This is a genomic window from Cystobacter fuscus, from assembly GCF_044360685.1.
Classification (GTDB): Bacteria; Myxococcota; Myxococcia; order Myxococcales; family Myxococcaceae; genus Cystobacter; species Cystobacter fuscus_C.
The window spans coordinates 8,703,611-8,718,339 of sequence record NZ_CP043491.1; the positions used below are offsets into that span (position 1 = coordinate 8,703,611).

Sequence of the window (14,729 nt, forward strand, 5' to 3'; positions counted from 1 at the left end):
ACGCATGCAGAGCTTCGAATGGGTGGATGCTGAATCCGTGGAGCAGGCCATATCGCTGCTGGGTGAAGGCAGCGAGCGCGCGCCGGTCGTGGCGAAGGCCGGCGGGATGGATCTGCTGGATCTGATGAAGGGCGGCGTGGTGTCCCCGCGCCGGGTGGTCAACCTCAAGACCATCAAGGGCCTGGACGGGGTGCGCTTCGACGCGAAACAGGGGCTGGAGCTCGGCGCCCTGGTGACGTTGACCCGGGTGTCTCGGGAGTCCGAGGTGCGCCGCCGCTTCGTGGCGCTCGCGGACGCGGCGGAGCATGCCGCGACGCCCCAGGTGCGCAATGCCGCCACCCTGGGCGGTAACATCCTCCAGCGGCCCCGCTGCTGGTACTTCCGCAACGAGTACTTCCACCAGGTGGGAGGCAACGAACTCGAGCGGATCCGCGCGGGGGAGAACCAGTACCACGCCATCTTCGACAACCAGCGCACGGCGATGGTGCACGCCTCCACCCCGGCCACGGCCCTGGTGGCCTATGGCGCCTCGGTCGAGTTGAGCGGACCCGGAGGCAAGACGCGCGTGGTCCCCATGTCCGACTTCCTGCTGCCACCGGACGCGAAGCGCCCGAGCGACACGGTCATCGCGCCGAACGAGGTGTTGACGCGCGTGCGCATCCCGGCGCCGGCCGCGGGAACGAAGGCGGCGTACCACAAGCAGGGCGAGCGGGAGAGCTACGACTGGCCGATCTGCGACGTCGCGGTGGTGCTCCAGATGGATGGCCAGGTCGTCCGGCAGGCGGCCATCGCCCTGGGCTGGGTCGCGCCCACGCCCCGGCGGGCGGCGGAGGCGGAGAAGCTCCTCGTGGGAAAGAAGCTCGATGAGGAACTCGCGCGGCAGGCGGCGAAGGCGGCCGTGAGCGGCGCCACGCCCCTGTCGAAGAACGCCTACAAGGTGCCGATCCTCGAAGCGGTGATCCGCAGGACGGTGGTCGCCGCGTCGAAGGCATGAGGGAGCCCATGGACTCGAACACCGAGCAGAAACCACCGCGCGTCTGCCGGCGTGTGCGCTCGAAGGGAACTCCGGGCGTGCGCTACGACGCGGCGGTGGCGTGGGAGACGGGTTTCGAGTCGACCGCGACGTTCTGGTGCGTCTCGACGGGAGAGTGCGTGGGGCCCGATGACGACCTGGTCCATCCGCATGCCTGCGGAGAGGGGCGCGTCTGCTTCCGCCCTCCCACGGACGAGCCGGAGGAGGAGGCTCGCATCCTGGAGTGAGCCCCGTTCCGCACGGGGCTGCTCCCTAGTTCAGTCGAGCAGTTGCATAAGGTCCGCCCGAGTGATGGCCGCCCCTCCCGAGGCGCCACCGAGCGCGGACTCGAAGAGCGCCCGCTTCTTCTCCTGCAGGGTGAGGATCTTCTCCTCCACCGTGCCCCGGGACACCAGCCGGTACAGCATCACCGGCCGCTGCTGGCCGATGCGGTGCGCGCGGTCCGCCGCCTGCGCCTCCACCGACGGGTTCCACCACGGGTCCACCAGGAAGACGTGGTCCGCCGCCGTGAGGTTGAGTCCCGTGGCGCCCGCCTTGAGCGAAATCAACATCACCGGTGGGCCCTCCGGAGCCTGGAACCGCTCGGCCACGCCGCCGCGATTGGCCGTGCTCCCATCCAGCCCGGGAAGGTGTCGGGAAGGTGTCGGGAAGGTGTCAGGCACCTCGTACGGCGAGTCCCCGTCGAGAACGAGGTGGGACAGAGCGAACTGGCCCTCTCCCGTCCCCCGCGCTCCCGGCTCCAGGACGTGCCGATCGAGTCGTTTGACACCTTCTCCGGCTCGCCTCGCACGGCTCCAGGGCCGCACGCAAGTCGTCCACGATCTCTCCGGCAACGACATCCGGCTCAGGAAGGTTCGCTGAGTCCTCCAATGACTCGTCCTTGAGCCAGAAGATGTCCAGGCTCACCCTGTCCCGTTGGAACAGACAACGAACTCGTCGAACTCCCCCCGCTTCAGTGGGTTCGTCTTCAGCGGCCCCCGGCTTCACTCCGGGGAAGCCCGGTGCAGTGCGACGAGTTCTCGCGCGATGTCGAGGTCGGCGCTCGTCCGTCCCATGAGGCGAAATGCCGGACGGTGCCGGTTCGGAAAGACATGACCGCCGTCCTCAATGGTGACCGCGAGGACGGCGGCGTGCCCGTCCTGGATGAACGAGCGCCGGACCACGGTGGTTCTGGTGGCGTCGCTCCGGGGAAGGTTCACGACCCGCGGCTCGTGGCGGATCCCGGCGCGCTCGACCCAGTACTTCACGCTGTCGTCGAACGAGCTCATCAACCCGCGAGGGCGGAAGCCGAACAGGCTCGCCATGCCCCCCGCATAGGGCACGATCGGATCCCGCGTCCCGTGCACCAGCAGCATCGGCACCGGTCTCACCGCGGGCTCCCGCATCGGCAGGAGATTGCCCGGCGCCGGCAGGGTCGCGCCGACGAGGACCGCGGCGTCGAACAAGGTCGGCGCTTCGTGGAGCGCGCGGATCACGAGCTGACCGCCATTCGAGAACCCGAGGGCATACACGTGCTCGACCCCACGCGCCCGGTAGTCGTCCACGAGGGCTCGCAGGAAGGCGATGTCGTCGACGCCCTCGTGCCGGGCGCGGCTCTTCGTGCTCACCCGGGCGTCGTTCCACAAGCCCCGCTTCCACGATTCGGGATAGACGACGGGCTCACCGTGGCCGCTCCAGTCGTCGAGTGTCCGGCCGGTGAAGTCCCGGAAGCTCGCCGCGGTCTGGTTCGAACCATGGACGGCGATCAGCAGGCGTGTCGGGGGAGCCGTCTTCCCGGCGGACGTGACCTCGAGCAGTGAACGAGCGCGCCCGTCCACGACCCGCTCACGTCGGTGCGCCGTCACGCGCGAACGGGATGCGCCGCTCATGCCGCACTTCCCGGCAGCAGCACCAGCTTGCCGGCCGTCCCGGTGGCGAGGAGGCGATGGGCCTCCGGCGCGTCACGAAGCGGCAGCCGTGCACCCATCGCCGGAGCAATCTCCCCCCGAGCGGCCAGCTCGAGCAGGTGCGTGAGATCCTCGCGGAACCAAGCCGGGCGGGCCGGCACGAACGACGAGGAGAGATAGCCGCTCACGCCCACGCCCCGGATGAAGAGGGACAGCGCGGACAGGAGTGGGGAGGTGAGCGCCATCTGGACGAGGCCGAGCAGGCTCCTCCTTCCGCCCCGAAGACTCCCCGACGCTCCGTACACCACCAGGTGGCCGCCAGGTCCGAGGAGGCCGAGCGAGCGCCTCGCGACGGCCCCTCCCTCGGCGTCGAACACCGCATCGAGTCCGGCCGGGGTCAGCTTGCGCGCCCGCGCCGCCCAATCGCCCGAGCGATCGAGTGGAACCACTCCCCGGTCTTCCAACCGTTTCAACCGGCTCGGCGAGGCGGTCCCCAGCACCCGCAGTCCCCGCAGCCGGGCGAGCTCCGCCAACGCGCCGCCCACGCCACCGGAGGCGCCGTGGACCAGGACCGTTCCGCCCGCCCCGACCGGAGCGACCCGGGTGAGCATCTGCCAGGCGGTCGTGTAGTTCAGCACCAGCGCCACCGCGACCTCCCCGCTCAGCGCGGCCGGGACCGGCACCATCAAGGCCGGCGTGGCCTCCACGTGCGACGCGTAACCGCCCGTTCCGTCCGTCCGCACGGCGACGCGGTCGCCGACCGACACCCCGGTCACGTCCGCCCCCAGGGCCTCGACCACGCCGACCGCGTCGTATCCGGGAATCACCGGGAAAGCCGCCCCCGGTACCAGCCCTTCGCGCAGCAGCAGATCTCCGTACGCGACGCCCGCGGCTTCCACCGCGACAAGGACCCGCCCCGCGCGGGGCTCGGCAAAACGGCGCGGCCTCACCGCGAGCGTCTCGGGACCACCCCGCTTCGACGCAATCACCACTTCGCCATCAATGTACCGATTCATGCCTCACTCCGGTATGCTTGAGTGACTCAAGGAGTAACAGAGATACTTGAGTGACTCAAGGAGAAGAGAGCATGGCAGCGCGCGACCGCGAAGCGATCCCGGAGATCGCGGCACTCATGAACCAGCTCACCACCATCCACCGCGCCGCAGCGGCACGGCTTCTGGAGGAGGTCGGCCTGACGGAGTTCGCCTCCGGTGTGCTCTGGACGTTGAGGCGGAGCGACCAGGGCCTCTCCATGAGCGCGGTGGCCGAGCAGCTCACCTGTGACGCGTCGAACGTGACCCTCCTGGCGAGGCAGCTCGAGCAGTCGGGCGTCGCCGAGCGCGTCCCCGACCCGGGAGATGGCCGCAAGCGATTGCTTCGCCTCACGCCCCTCGGGCGCCAGGTGAGCGACCGGCTCATGCGGGTCGTGAGCGATGCCTCACCGCTCGCTCGACTCACCGAGCGCGAGCGCGCCGAGCTGCTCGCGCTGCTGACGCGCCTGATTCAGTAGTACACGTTCTGAGGACATTGGGACTGATCCGCTTTTGTGGACATACCTCGTAAGTCGGCTACACGGGAGGTAGTGTCCATGGAGCGAAGAAAAAGACGGAGCTTCAACGCGGAGTTCAAGGCCGAGGCGGTCCGGCTGGTGCGCGAGGGAGGCAAGAGCGTCCCCCAAGTGGCCCGGAGAGGGTGTCAAAGAACTCGAGCGAAGCGATCTGGCACGCGGCGGGACGAAGTGAAGAGGGAAACTCACCGAGAAGTCTCCCCGCCGCCACCGAGCCGCCGCCGCTTGGAACACGGGGGGGTCCGCCTCCACGGACGCTGTGCGTGCGCAGGGGGAACCCAAGGCCCAGAGTGTCGCTACCGGAACAGGAGTGTCTCCCACAGGAGGCGACGAGCGGAAGGCGCCCAGTCACACTTCGATGAACTTGGCACCGGAAAGGCCTTCTTCCTCCATGGCCAGCTTGACGCGCTCGGAGACGATCAGCACCACCGTCCAGCCCCAAGGACGGAAGATATGAGCGCCGCCCACCTTCGTCGGATCTATCCTCAGGCCGGCGACGTTCCGGTATTCGCCCACCCTTTCTGGCTCTCCATGCCTGGGCTCCCAAAATGAAACCTCCTCGCATCGAGCCTCATCAATACACCTGATGATGCGGAGTGTGTTGAGGATGAAATACTGCTCGGACTTATTTTCCACTCGTGCCGGGATGAATTGCACGTCGTTCTGGATGCCTAGCTGCTCGCACAGGGAAACAAAGCGATGGCTTACAACAGCAGTGGCCTCTGTTTCTGTATAATCGAGTGCCTGCCCGGGGTAACGCACAGAGAAGAAGGGCATCCAGTCCACGCTCAAAGCATTTCCCTCTTGTAGCCGCCCGGGAATGATCCTCCTTCCATCAGCGTCCCATGGGCCTTGAACATACCAACGCCCCGGAATGTGTACGTCGCCCGTTAGACGGAAATATCTATCCTGATTGCTCATGGATTCTTTGTAACGAATTTATTGAGTCGTGATCCAGACCTGCAGATGTCGCCAGCAATTTCATCAAGCGCATTGGTGAATTTGCGCCTGCATTCGTCTGGCCCTGCGCACAGCTTGATTGCGTCAGTCAGACGGTCATAAACCTCTTGATGGTACTGCTCGGGGTGAGGCCCCTTATGGCCAATAACAAAGAGCTTGTTCGCTGGATCATTGAGGCTCATGCCGGCTCGTTCGAAGAGAGATTCGAACTGTGGTGTCCAGGGGCCACCTCTGACTTCGGCCTTTCCATTCTTGTCGGTGGCCATGTGGTGTTCTGGAGCATCACCCTTGCTGTTGTCTTCCCGGCAGCCTCCCGTTGTCCGGACCGCCTTGATGGCTGCCTTGGCTGCGGAGGCCTCTGTGCCCAGCAGAGCCCCCATCAGCAGGACCGTCCCGTTCGCCACAGAGGTCTCCGCAGCCGCTGCCTCTCCGACCACGACCAGCACCTGCGCATCGGCCCCCTGCACGACCGGCGCCCCCTGCAGTGTGACATTTCTCGTCAGGGCGTACCGGGGCATGCCGAGCCGTGTCCACAGTCCACCTCCTCCCGGCGCTGACGCCGACGGCTCGAGTGTGCACGAAACCGCCGCGCGTGCTGAGCATTCAGACAGCGCCAGGGTGGACCTTGTTGGCGGCGTCTCAGCCGCCTCGGCGTCGAGCGGCTGAATCTCCATTCCCCCGAGGGACACAGCAGGGTCCAGAAACCAGAAAAGGCCACTTTCGGAAGATGGAAACCACAGGAAATCCAGGGACTTGACTCGGCGTCGCCGAACTCCGGCGTGCGCGTGCCACACATGAAGGCGACGCAGTCGGTATTGAAAGATGAGAGAGTCCGTCGTCAGGCCGCGCCCACACCCCGCGTGAGGGGCGGCATGCCCACCATGAAACGACTGATTCCGTTGTGCTTCGTGCTGTCCGCTGGCTGTGCATCACATCCTCCCGCCATCCGCTTGAGGGAGGCCCAGGCCCGCAACTCCCAGGCGGCGCCCTCGACTCCCGCCGCAGCGGCGGCCTCGGAGCCCACGGGCGCGCAGGGGCTCTCCCCCCGGCAGGCGCTCACCCGCGAGGTGAAGGAACCCCTGACGCGCACGAGGGTGGAGTCCCAGGAAGCCGCCTTCCGGGGAGAGGTGCTCGCCGTCAGCGAGCCCACCGTGGAGACGCAGTCCAATGGGGTTTCCCTGCTCACCCTGCCCATGGGGAGCCACGTTCCCATTTCCTGCTTCCTCTATCCCAACCCCATCGACGCGGGGGCCGCGGCCCGGCTGCTCATCGAGTCGCTCCTGGAGAAGGTCAAGCTGGAGAGCGTGCGCGCCACCGACGTGAAGGCCTACGCGGGGAGCCCGGCGCTCTACCTCGATGCCGACTACTCCCACCAGGGCAAGGTGGGCCGCCTCAAGGTGATGGTGCACGCCGACCCCGTGCTGGCCAAGGCGTGCGTCCACGACGCGCTGGGCTACAGCCAGACCTTCCAGCGCGTCACCGAGTCCGTGGCCACCGGAGTGCTCTCCACCGCGCAGGAGCAGCCGGTCCCGCCCTACTACAGCGAAGTACAGGTGGCGCGCGTGGGGGAGCAGGTCATCGGGTTTCAGACCTTCGCCCTCTTCAAGGCGCAGGAGGGAGGAATCCTCTTCGAGGAGAACTCCACCCTGGTGAGTCCTGGTGCTCCTCCCCAGGTTCGCTACCAGGACACCTCCCGCCAGGAGCACTCGAACGAGACCGGCGCCGTCGTGAGCAAGAGCTACTCCAAGCGGCTCGGTGACGCGCCCGCCGAACAGGCGCGGGTGCGTCGCGAGCAGGACGGCAGCTACGTCCTCGAGGGCCAACTGGACGGCAAGGACGTGCACACGCGCATGGGCGGCGAATTGCTGAGCGTGGTGGGGTTCGCCCAGCGGGTGCGCGAGGGCCTGCTCAAGAACGGCACGCCCGTGGAGGCGGCAATGTGGATCCCCGCCAACCAGCCCTCCTCGCCGACCCCGGTGGTGATGAAGCCGCGCACCGGAGCGGGACCGCGGTCCGCCACGATGGAGATGGGTTCGCTGAGCACCCACGTGGAGCTGGACGACCACGGCTTCATCGAGCGTCAGGAACTCCCCGCGGGCAAGACCTCCCTGGTGATCGAGCGGATCTCCCGGACCGGGACGCCCTGAGTCGCGGGGAGGGTGTCAAAGAACTCGAGCAGGCACGACACGCGCCGGAAAGGAGAAGGGAGGAAAGCAGGCCAGGAAATCTCCCCGACTCCACCGCGCCGCTGCCTCTCGAAATGCCGCGACGAAGGCCCGATATTGCTCGCGGAGTTCCTTCAATGCCTGCCGCGTAGAGGCATGGCCCAACGGCCTCGGGCTTCTCTTGCGGTGCTCGGGCCGGGTATGCGGGTGCTGCGCCTTCACGGCTCGCGCCCCCAGCGCAGGCGTGCCCCGGGTTCGAGCCTTGGCTTCCACTTGCCCCCTCCTACCGTGCTGCTCCACCGCACCGCGTACCTCTTCTGCCTGCTGCTGCCCTTCGGCCTCGCCGAGGCAATGGGATGGTTCGCACCGGTGCTCGCGGCCATGATTGCCTATACGTTCTTCGGCCTGGACCGGCTGAGCGACGAGCTGGAGGAGCCCTTCGGGGATGCCCCCAATGACTTGCCCGTGCTCGCGCTCGCCCGCACGGGGGAGATCAACCTGCTGGAGGCCCTGGGTGAGCCCCAGCCCGAGCCGCTGCGCCCCCAGGACTTCATCCTCAAGTAGCCCAGTTGCTCCTTCCGTTGGGCTTCACCCCACCGCGCTCGCCGTGCGGCCGGACGGGGCCACGCGCCGCGCTCGCGCGCCATCGAGCGCGTATGGCCCACTCCCCAGCAGCGCCTGCGCCACCAGCGCGAGGAGGAGGAACGCGACGTACTCCCAGCCGCCACCCGAGTTGGTGAACATCCACCCGTTGGCGAGGTGAGGCTTGAGTGCGCCGAGCATCACCGGCACCAGCCCGAGCGCCACCCACCGCGTGCGGAAGCCCGCCACCAACGCGAGCCCGCCAAGCAGCTCCGCGAGGAACACGGGCCACGCCGTCCACCCGGGGAAGCCGTGGGCCGCGAAGAATTGCACGGTACCCGCGAACGTGAAGATGAAGGCCTTGGCCCCCGCGTGCGCGAGGAACACCGCACCCAGGGCCACGCGCAGCACGGTGGGCCCCACGTCGCGGGCGGCGGGAGAGGACAGGACGGACTCGATGCGGCTCATGACGGCGACTCCTTGGAACGGGAGGGGATGCGTTCCCCTCACACGCCCCATGAAATGCCTTCCGCACCGGCCGGCCGGAAGGGGTGCGCCGAGAACGAATTGTTCTGCGTGCCGGACAATCACCCCCAGCGCGCGGAGCGGAACTCCGCGGCCAGCACGTCGAGCAGGGCGCGCAGGCGCGGGGCGGGAGTCCGGCCGGCTGCATGGATGGCGTGGATGCCCATGGGCCGGGGCGCGAAGTCGTCGAGCACGGTGACGAGCCGCCCCGAGCGCAGGTCCTCGTCCACCATGAAGCGCGGCAGCATGGCGAGGCCGATGCCCTGGGCCACGGCCTCGCGAAGCATGGTGCCATTTCCGGTGGACAGCGAGCCGGATACCGGCACGCGGATGCGGCCCTGTGGGCCATAGAAGCGCCACTCGTCCTCGGCGCGCAGGTGCGTGTAGCGCAGGCAGTCGTGGTGGAGCAGGTCCTCGGGCCGCTCCAGAGTGCCCCGGCGCTCCAGGTACACGGGCGCCGCACACACGTGCAGCGACGTGGTGGCCAGCTTGCGCGCCACGAGGTTGGAGTCGCGCAGGCGCGTGATCCGGATGGCCACGTCCACGCGCTCCTCGACCAGGTCCACCAGCCGGTCGCTCAGCACGAGTTCCACGTGGGTGTCCGGGTGCGTGGCGAGGAAGCGAGCCATGGGCCCGGCGAGGTACATCTGCGCGAAGCTCACGGGCGCGTTGATGCGCAGCGTGCCCCGACCCGCGTCGGTAGCCCCGCGCGTGGCGGCCCCAGCCTCCTGGAGCATCCGCGCGCAGTGCGCGTACACGCCCATGCCCGCGTCGGTGACGGTGAGCTTGCGCGTGGTGCGGATGAGCAGCGGTTCGCCCACGCGGGCTTCCAGCCGGGCCACCCGCGCGCTGACCACGGACTTGGACACGCCGAGCGCCTGCGCCGCCTGGGTGAACGAGCGATGCTCGACGACGCGAGCGAAGCACGCGAGGCCGAGCAGGTCATCGAAGAGGGGTTCGCTCACCCGTGGGAGGCTGCCACGGAGACGTATAGGAAGGACAGGACCTGCGTATAGGCGGAATGGGGGCCGAGTGGAGGGAGAGGGCTGGAGCCGAGGGGGCGAGGAGGGCTGCGGACGGGTGTGATGCGGGCTGTGTGCCGGACCAGAGGAGACGCGGTGCAGCCCCATGGGGCACACGCCGGCCCAGAGGGCCCCTCCAGGGGGCGGCCACAGGGGTGTGGGCGTCTTTGGCAGCGTGACGGCTCGAGGCTCAACACCACGTGTGCTGGGGTGGCCCCCGCGCTGCCGCCAGCGGCAGCAGGCCGCGTGGGCAGTGACAGGTGCTCCAGAAGGGCGCGCACGGCGTTGGGTTCCGTCAGGTATGCCAATACCCGGCGCTTGCCTGGCTGGGGGGGCCGCAATCAATACCCACCTCGCCTTCAGCGGGCTGCAGCGCGGGGGCCACCTCGGAGCGCGGGGTGTTGAGCGCCGGGCCGCATGCCCACAGGCCCAATCCCTCTGCCTCGCCTCTGGGGGGGAGCCCCGCCTGAGCAGGCGTGTGCCCAGAGGGAGCTGCACAGCCTGTCCACCGGCCTGGCGCACAGTTCGGCGCCACCCGTCCGCGGCCCTCCTCGGCCCCTCCGCACCAGCCCTTCCCCTCAACAGTCCTTCTATTCGCCCTATGCGTTGCGACGTCGTTGGCCACCAGCGCCGCCGCGTCCGAGGCGTTCGGGGACGCACGCGGCGCCACATCTGGGGCGTGGCCCCAAGGCGCGCCGCTCGAACAAAGAGGGCCCCGAGGGGCCCTCATGCATTGGCAACGTGCCGCGGCATTACTTCAACGCGCCCGCCGGAATCTCGACCACGTACGTGTCGACGTCCGTGTCGCTGCCACTGCCCCAGTTGGAGTTGAAGACAACCCGGGTGAAGTCGCGGTTGACGCTGGCGACCGGCGTAGTCCAGTAACCGTTCGGCGTGGAGCGGTGGTGCGCCAGCGTGTAGACCGTCGGGTTGGCCTTCAGCTGCACGGCCATCACCTTGCGGTGCAGCCACTGCAGCGAGCCGCCACCGTCGCTATAGGTGCTGACCACCACCCAGCCGGGCCTGGCGAACGCCTTGCCCGAGACGTGCAACGCTGTCGCGGTGCCGCTCAGGTACGTCGAGAACAGCGCCGTGCGCACGCCCGTGCGCAGGTTCACCATGAACACGTCGCCCGCGTTGGAGCCATAGTCGATGGCCACGTAGACATCGTCGCCATTGGCGTCCAGCGCGAGGTCCGAGTGCTGGGACGTCGCGAGCAGCTGGGTCTTCGTGCTGAAGTCCCGCGAGAACGCCACCGTGCCCCGCGCACCATCGCCGGACACCACACAGTGGTTACCGCTGGGGGACATGCTCACGTGGTCGGGACGTTCGCCCTGGGTGTCGTACGTGCCCAGGATGGTATCGGTGTCGCGGTCCCAGGTGAACACCCCAGCGCTGATCCAGTCGTTCGCGTCGACCATGAAGCACCAGTAGCGTCCGTTCGCCGAGGGGGAACCTTCCGACTTCGTCCATGCCGCCATCGCGGCCGGCCACCTGGCTTTCAACCGTGCGCCAAAGTCGCCCACGACGCGGGAGGCCCCGGTCGAGACGTTCAGCTCGTGGAGCTTCATGCCGATGCCAACGGTGGGCAGGTAGTACAGCAGGTCCGGATTCGTCGGGTGCCATTGCGGCTCCGCGTCGCCACCCGGGCCCGACAGCTGCTTCAGGCGCACGTGGGTGTTGGCGTCATACACATGCCAATACCCATCGAGGGCGGCCACCAGCTGTTTCGTGCTGTTCGCGTTGAAGGCCTGCCGGCGCGAATAGTCGTTTCGGGCAAAGCCCGATACGCCGTCAGCGGTGTGGTCGGTGGCGCGCACGACGCATGTCTTGTAGGTGGGCTCCGAAACCGCCACGCCCTTGGCGGGCTTCGCCACCGTGGGGATCGGCGAGGCCTGACGGGTGCTGGTGAGAGCGAAGTCGGGTGCATAGAACGAGGCACACGCGGGGCTGAGCGCCGGCTCGCTCACCGGAGCCGGCTGCGTGCTGCGCTGGCACGTCTTGAACTTGCCGGGCGCGGGGTCCGGGTCGAAAAAGCAGTACACGCGGCCCGCGGCCAACTCCCGAGTGACCCAGGTATCACCCAGCCCGAATCTCACGGTCGACGGCTTGTCCAACGTGAAGGTCTGATACTGGTTCGCGACCGTCTCCCATCCCTCCGCGGCGAGTGCGGAGTCAGCCGACTCGGAGTCGGGCACGGCTTGCGCTGCTGGCGGTGCGGACTCGGGGAGTGGCTCCGAGCCAGAAGGCGTGCCGCTGTCGGCCGTTCCGCCACCACAGCCCACCAAGGCGAGGCACACCAGCGCCACCCTCAAGACCACCACGTCGCACTTCAAACCAGGCTTCATGTCGAACGCTCCAGCGTTGCCACCCGTAGGCGGCTCTTGGCCATGCCTGTCTCCCCGCGTGCGAAGGATGGACGCAGGCAGACAAGCGCGAGCGCGCACCTCGACCACGGCCACCCATGGCCCCGCTCGCCTTCTCTCCGTGGGACGCAGGCTGTTCGCAGTTCTTGCACAAAAACCCGAAAAAACATGTTGGCGTATAGGCGGAATGGGGGCCGAGTGGAGGGAGAGGGCTGGAGCCGAGGGGGCGAGGAGGGCTGCGGACGGGTGTGATGCGGGCTGTGTGCCGGACCAGAGGAGACGCGGTGCAGCCCCATGGGGCACACGCCGGCCCAGAGGGCCCCTCCAGGGGGCGGCCACAGGGGTGTGGGCGTCTTTGGCAGCGTGACGGCTCGAGGCTCAACACCACGTGTGCTGGGGTGGCCTCTGCGCTGCCGCCAGCGCAAGCAGTCCGCGTGGGCAGTGACAGGTGCTCCACAAGGGCGCGCACGGCGTTGGGTGAGCTCGGGGCAGGAACTCCTCTTTGGAAAGGCTCATGGCCGCGCAGCATATAGGCCACGAAGCCGGAGGGATTCACGATAGAAGCCGGGACCCATGAAGACTCCCCTACTCCCCGTGGCCCCGCCCCGCCTGTCGATGCGACTCGAGGGGCTGGAAGGCAAGACGCGTGGGTTCTGGTCCTATGCCTGGCACGGCGAGCAGTTGGAGCTGCACCACGGCAAAGCCGGCACGGACGGCAAGCGCGAGTCGCGGACCTTCGCTTCCACCGAGGAAGCCGGAGCCTTCGTACGCAAGCAGGTCACCGCCCGGGTCGCGAAGGGCGCCTGGTCCAGCGACCTCGCTTTCGAGTCCACCACCTGGGCGCAGGTGAAGGACTCGGTGCAGGTCCCGGGCAACTCCGAGGAGGATGAGGACCGCGTCCTCGTCCTCTCCGGTGACATCGTCGTGCCCCACGGCCTGTGGCTCGATTTCCGCCGGGGCATCTTCGCGCTGGACGACCCGGACGCGTCGCCCTTCGTCGGGCTCATCGTGCGCGGCAACCTCACCGTCGAAGGCTGTCTGTTCAACGGGGAGAACGACTTCGGGCCGTTCCTCCAGGTCCACGGCAACCTTGTCGCGACAAGCATCGCGATCGGCGGTTCGCGGCTGCGCGTCACCGGTGACGTCATGACCGGGGACCTCGTGGCGGTCTACAACCACGGCAGTGTCTCCGTGGGGGGCGCGCTCGTGGCCCGCACCGTCGCCTCGGAGTACACCCTCCAGGTGGAGGGCCCCGTCGATGCCTGGTGCTACCGGGGCCGGGGCTCGAAGGTCTTCGCGGTGTCTGCCGGCGTGGAGGCGTCGGACGACCCCTACGACGCCAAGGGCGTCTTCGTTCCGGCGGTGGTGGCCGACGAGCGCGTCCTGCTCGACAAGGCACGGAACCTGCTGAGCGCGGGCAAGCCCATCTCCCGCCCTGTCTTCACGAGCGTCCGGGACGCGTTCCGTCAGCTGGTCTCCAAGAAGATGGCGGAGCCCGACAAGGTGAAGAGCCTGACGCTAGAGGGCAAGGGGCTCACGTCGCTGCCGGACGACCTGTTCCAGTTCCGCCGCCTGGAGAAACTCAACCTCCGGAGCAATGAATTGCGCACGCTCCCGGAAGCCCTGGGGCAGCTCACGGAGCTGCGCGAGTTGGATGTACGCAGCAATGGCTTGCGGACGTTGCCGGAGTCCATCGGCGCGCTGAAGAAGCTCCGGGTGCTCGACCTTGAGAGCAATTGCCTCTGGCGACTGCCGGACTCGCTCGCGGAATGCGTCGAGCTGCGAACGGTGAACCTGGTCAACAACCCATACTCCTACGTCTGGAGGGCCTTCGGGGGCTGGAGTCGGGTCCAGCTCATGTGGGACTTCCCGGAGGTCCTCACGCGGCTGCCGAAGCTGGAGGTGGTGACCTTCGAGGGGACACCGCTGCGCACGCTGCCCAGGCGCCGCTTCGACAGCACCTCCCTGCGGACAGTCACCGTCCGCAAGTCCCTGGTGACCGAGGTGGACCCGGACCTCCACTCGCAGCTCACCGTGAGCGTGGAGGACAGCGCGGGGAAGGCCGCTGCCTACATCGGCTACTGGTTCCGTTCGGAGTACGTCCGGCTCGAGTCCTTCCACGACGCGAAGTCGGGCCAGTATGACTTCACGGAGGTCATCGCACTGTTGCGACTGCTGCTGCGCATCAACATTCCCACGGCCGCGCCCTATGACACGGCGTTGGAGAACTTCCGGAAGGGAAGCGAGAACATCGTCTGGGACCTGAACTGGCATGGCTCGAACGCCCGCCACGTCCACGCGCTCTTCACGGCCCTGCGGGACGCGCTGGGGCCGCTCGGCGAACCGGATCCTGGCAATGCGCTCGTCGCGGGGCTGCGAGACGTCTTCGCCGTCCACGCGGGCGGATGACGCCGGAGTTGAGCCTGCCCCGGTTTAACGTCTGGACGCGCTCATGGCTGACGTCTGGCGCAAGACCCTGGAGGCATAGTGCCCCCGGGGCCCCGCCCCGCTCCGCGAGCACTTGGCGCTGACGGTGGAGCGTATGGCTCACGCCGAGACGGTGTCAAAGGACTCGAAACGAGGGACTTGCGCGCCGAGACGGTGTCAAAGGACTCTCGAGACG

At 68.0% G+C, this 14,729-nt stretch carries 13 protein-coding genes and 2 pseudogenes; 7 read left to right on the forward strand and 8 right to left on the reverse strand.

The annotated features are described in order from the left end of the window. Nucleotides 1-4: 4 nt before the first annotated feature. Nucleotides 5-994 carry an FAD binding domain-containing protein gene (locus tag F0U63_RS35565; RefSeq protein ID WP_395837051.1) on the forward strand — a complete coding sequence of 330 codons (990 nt, stop codon included), beginning with the start codon at nt 5-7 and terminating at the stop codon, nt 992-994. 8 nt (nt 995-1,002) lie between these two features. Then, nucleotides 1,003-1,260, forward strand: a complete 258-nt coding sequence (locus F0U63_RS35570) for a hypothetical protein (RefSeq protein ID WP_395837053.1) — start codon at nt 1,003-1,005, stop codon at nt 1,258-1,260. 30 nt (nt 1,261-1,290) lie between these two features. Here the strand turns inward: F0U63_RS35570 and F0U63_RS35575 are convergent. From F0U63_RS35575 to F0U63_RS35585, 3 genes and pseudogenes are all read right to left on the reverse strand, one after another. Continuing rightward, nucleotides 1,291-1,653 (reverse strand): annotated as a pseudogene (locus tag F0U63_RS35575) (helicase-related protein); the annotation flags it as partial. Between the two features lie 363 nt (nt 1,654-2,016). Next, nucleotides 2,017-2,901, reverse strand: a complete 885-nt coding sequence (locus tag F0U63_RS35580) for an alpha/beta hydrolase family esterase (protein WP_395837055.1) — start codon at nt 2,899-2,901, stop codon at nt 2,017-2,019. Next, nucleotides 2,898-3,935, reverse strand: coding sequence for an alcohol dehydrogenase catalytic domain-containing protein (locus F0U63_RS35585; RefSeq protein ID WP_395837057.1), 1,038 nt, complete (start codon nt 3,933-3,935; stop codon nt 2,898-2,900). The genes F0U63_RS35580 and F0U63_RS35585 overlap by 4 nt, the downstream gene beginning before the upstream one ends. Before the next feature lie 71 nt (nt 3,936-4,006). On the opposite strand from F0U63_RS35585, the gene F0U63_RS35590 reads away from it, so the two are divergent. Next, on the forward strand, nt 4,007-4,429 hold the full coding sequence (locus F0U63_RS35590; RefSeq protein WP_395837059.1) for a MarR family winged helix-turn-helix transcriptional regulator: 423 nt from the start codon (nt 4,007-4,009) through the stop codon (nt 4,427-4,429). Between the two features lie 78 nt (nt 4,430-4,507). Beyond that, nucleotides 4,508-4,606, forward strand: a pseudogene (locus tag F0U63_RS35595) (transposase); the annotation flags it as partial. 228 nt (nt 4,607-4,834) lie between these two features. Here the strand turns inward: F0U63_RS35595 and F0U63_RS35600 are convergent. Together F0U63_RS35600 and F0U63_RS35605 are read right to left on the reverse strand one after the other, a co-directional pair. After that, nucleotides 4,835-5,407, reverse strand: coding sequence for an imm11 family protein (locus tag F0U63_RS35600; RefSeq protein WP_395837061.1), 573 nt, complete (start codon nt 5,405-5,407; stop codon nt 4,835-4,837). After that, nucleotides 5,404-5,964, reverse strand: coding sequence for an AHH domain-containing protein (locus F0U63_RS35605; RefSeq protein ID WP_395837063.1), 561 nt, complete (start codon nt 5,962-5,964; stop codon nt 5,404-5,406). Before F0U63_RS35605 ends, F0U63_RS35600 begins: the two co-directional genes overlap by 4 nt. 363 nt (nt 5,965-6,327) lie before the next feature. Here F0U63_RS35605 and F0U63_RS35610 point away from each other — a divergent pair, with 363 nt between their 5' ends. Together F0U63_RS35610 and F0U63_RS35615 are read left to right on the forward strand one after the other, a co-directional pair. After that, on the forward strand, nt 6,328-7,593 hold the full coding sequence (locus F0U63_RS35610; RefSeq protein ID WP_395837065.1) for a hypothetical protein: 1,266 nt from the start codon (nt 6,328-6,330) through the stop codon (nt 7,591-7,593). Between the two features lie 291 nt (nt 7,594-7,884). Beyond that, nucleotides 7,885-8,175 carry a bestrophin family ion channel gene (locus F0U63_RS35615; protein WP_395837067.1) on the forward strand — a complete coding sequence of 97 codons (291 nt, stop codon included), beginning with the start codon at nt 7,885-7,887 and terminating at the stop codon, nt 8,173-8,175. 24 nt (nt 8,176-8,199) lie between these two features. Here the strand turns inward: F0U63_RS35615 and F0U63_RS35620 are convergent, their stop codons facing one another. From F0U63_RS35620 to F0U63_RS35630, 3 genes are all read right to left on the reverse strand, one after another. Next, a complete protein-coding gene (locus F0U63_RS35620) occupies nt 8,200-8,661 on the reverse strand; it encodes a DoxX family protein (RefSeq protein ID WP_395837069.1) in 462 nt (153 codons plus the stop codon). 119 nt (nt 8,662-8,780) lie between these two features. Continuing rightward, on the reverse strand, nt 8,781-9,683 hold the full coding sequence (locus F0U63_RS35625) for a LysR family transcriptional regulator (RefSeq protein WP_395837071.1): 903 nt from the start codon (nt 9,681-9,683) through the stop codon (nt 8,781-8,783). Nucleotides 9,684-10,492: 809 nt separating this feature from the next. Next, the gene (locus F0U63_RS35630; protein WP_395837073.1) at nt 10,493-12,088 is read right to left on the reverse strand and encodes a hypothetical protein; all 1,596 of its coding nucleotides are present in this window, start codon (nt 12,086-12,088) and stop codon (nt 10,493-10,495) included. Between the two features lie 591 nt (nt 12,089-12,679). Between F0U63_RS35630 and F0U63_RS35635 the strand changes: the two genes are divergently transcribed. After that, nucleotides 12,680-14,515 (forward strand): hypothetical protein, encoded by a 1,836-nt coding sequence (locus F0U63_RS35635; RefSeq protein ID WP_395837075.1) that lies wholly within the window; start codon nt 12,680-12,682, stop codon nt 14,513-14,515. The last annotated feature ends 214 nt before the right edge of the window (nt 14,516-14,729 follow it).

Bases quoted from the DNA above. Each gene is read 5' to 3' on its own strand.
- F0U63_RS35635 (WP_395837075.1), top strand. From the start codon at position 12,680: ATGAAGACTCCCCTACTCCCCGTGGCCCCGCCCCGCCTGTCGATGCGA.
- F0U63_RS35630 (WP_395837073.1), bottom strand. From the start codon at position 12,088: ATGAAGCCTGGTTTGAAGTGCGACGTGGTGGTCTTGAGGGTGGCGCTG.
- F0U63_RS35610 (WP_395837065.1), top strand. From the start codon at position 6,328: ATGAAACGACTGATTCCGTTGTGCTTCGTGCTGTCCGCTGGCTGTGCA.
- F0U63_RS35590 (WP_395837059.1), top strand. From the start codon at position 4,007: ATGGCAGCGCGCGACCGCGAAGCGATCCCGGAGATCGCGGCACTCATG.
- F0U63_RS35585 (WP_395837057.1), bottom strand. From the start codon at position 3,935: ATGAATCGGTACATTGATGGCGAAGTGGTGATTGCGTCGAAGCGGGGT.
- F0U63_RS35600 (WP_395837061.1), bottom strand. From the start codon at position 5,407: ATGAGCAATCAGGATAGATATTTCCGTCTAACGGGCGACGTACACATT.
- F0U63_RS35620 (WP_395837069.1), bottom strand. From the start codon at position 8,661: ATGAGCCGCATCGAGTCCGTCCTGTCCTCTCCCGCCGCCCGCGACGTG.
- F0U63_RS35570 (WP_395837053.1), top strand. From the start codon at position 1,003: ATGGACTCGAACACCGAGCAGAAACCACCGCGCGTCTGCCGGCGTGTG.
- F0U63_RS35605 (WP_395837063.1), bottom strand. From the start codon at position 5,964: ATGCCCCGGTACGCCCTGACGAGAAATGTCACACTGCAGGGGGCGCCG.
- F0U63_RS35580 (WP_395837055.1), bottom strand. From the start codon at position 2,901: ATGAGCGGCGCATCCCGTTCGCGCGTGACGGCGCACCGACGTGAGCGG.
- F0U63_RS35565 (WP_395837051.1), top strand. From the start codon at position 5: ATGCAGAGCTTCGAATGGGTGGATGCTGAATCCGTGGAGCAGGCCATA.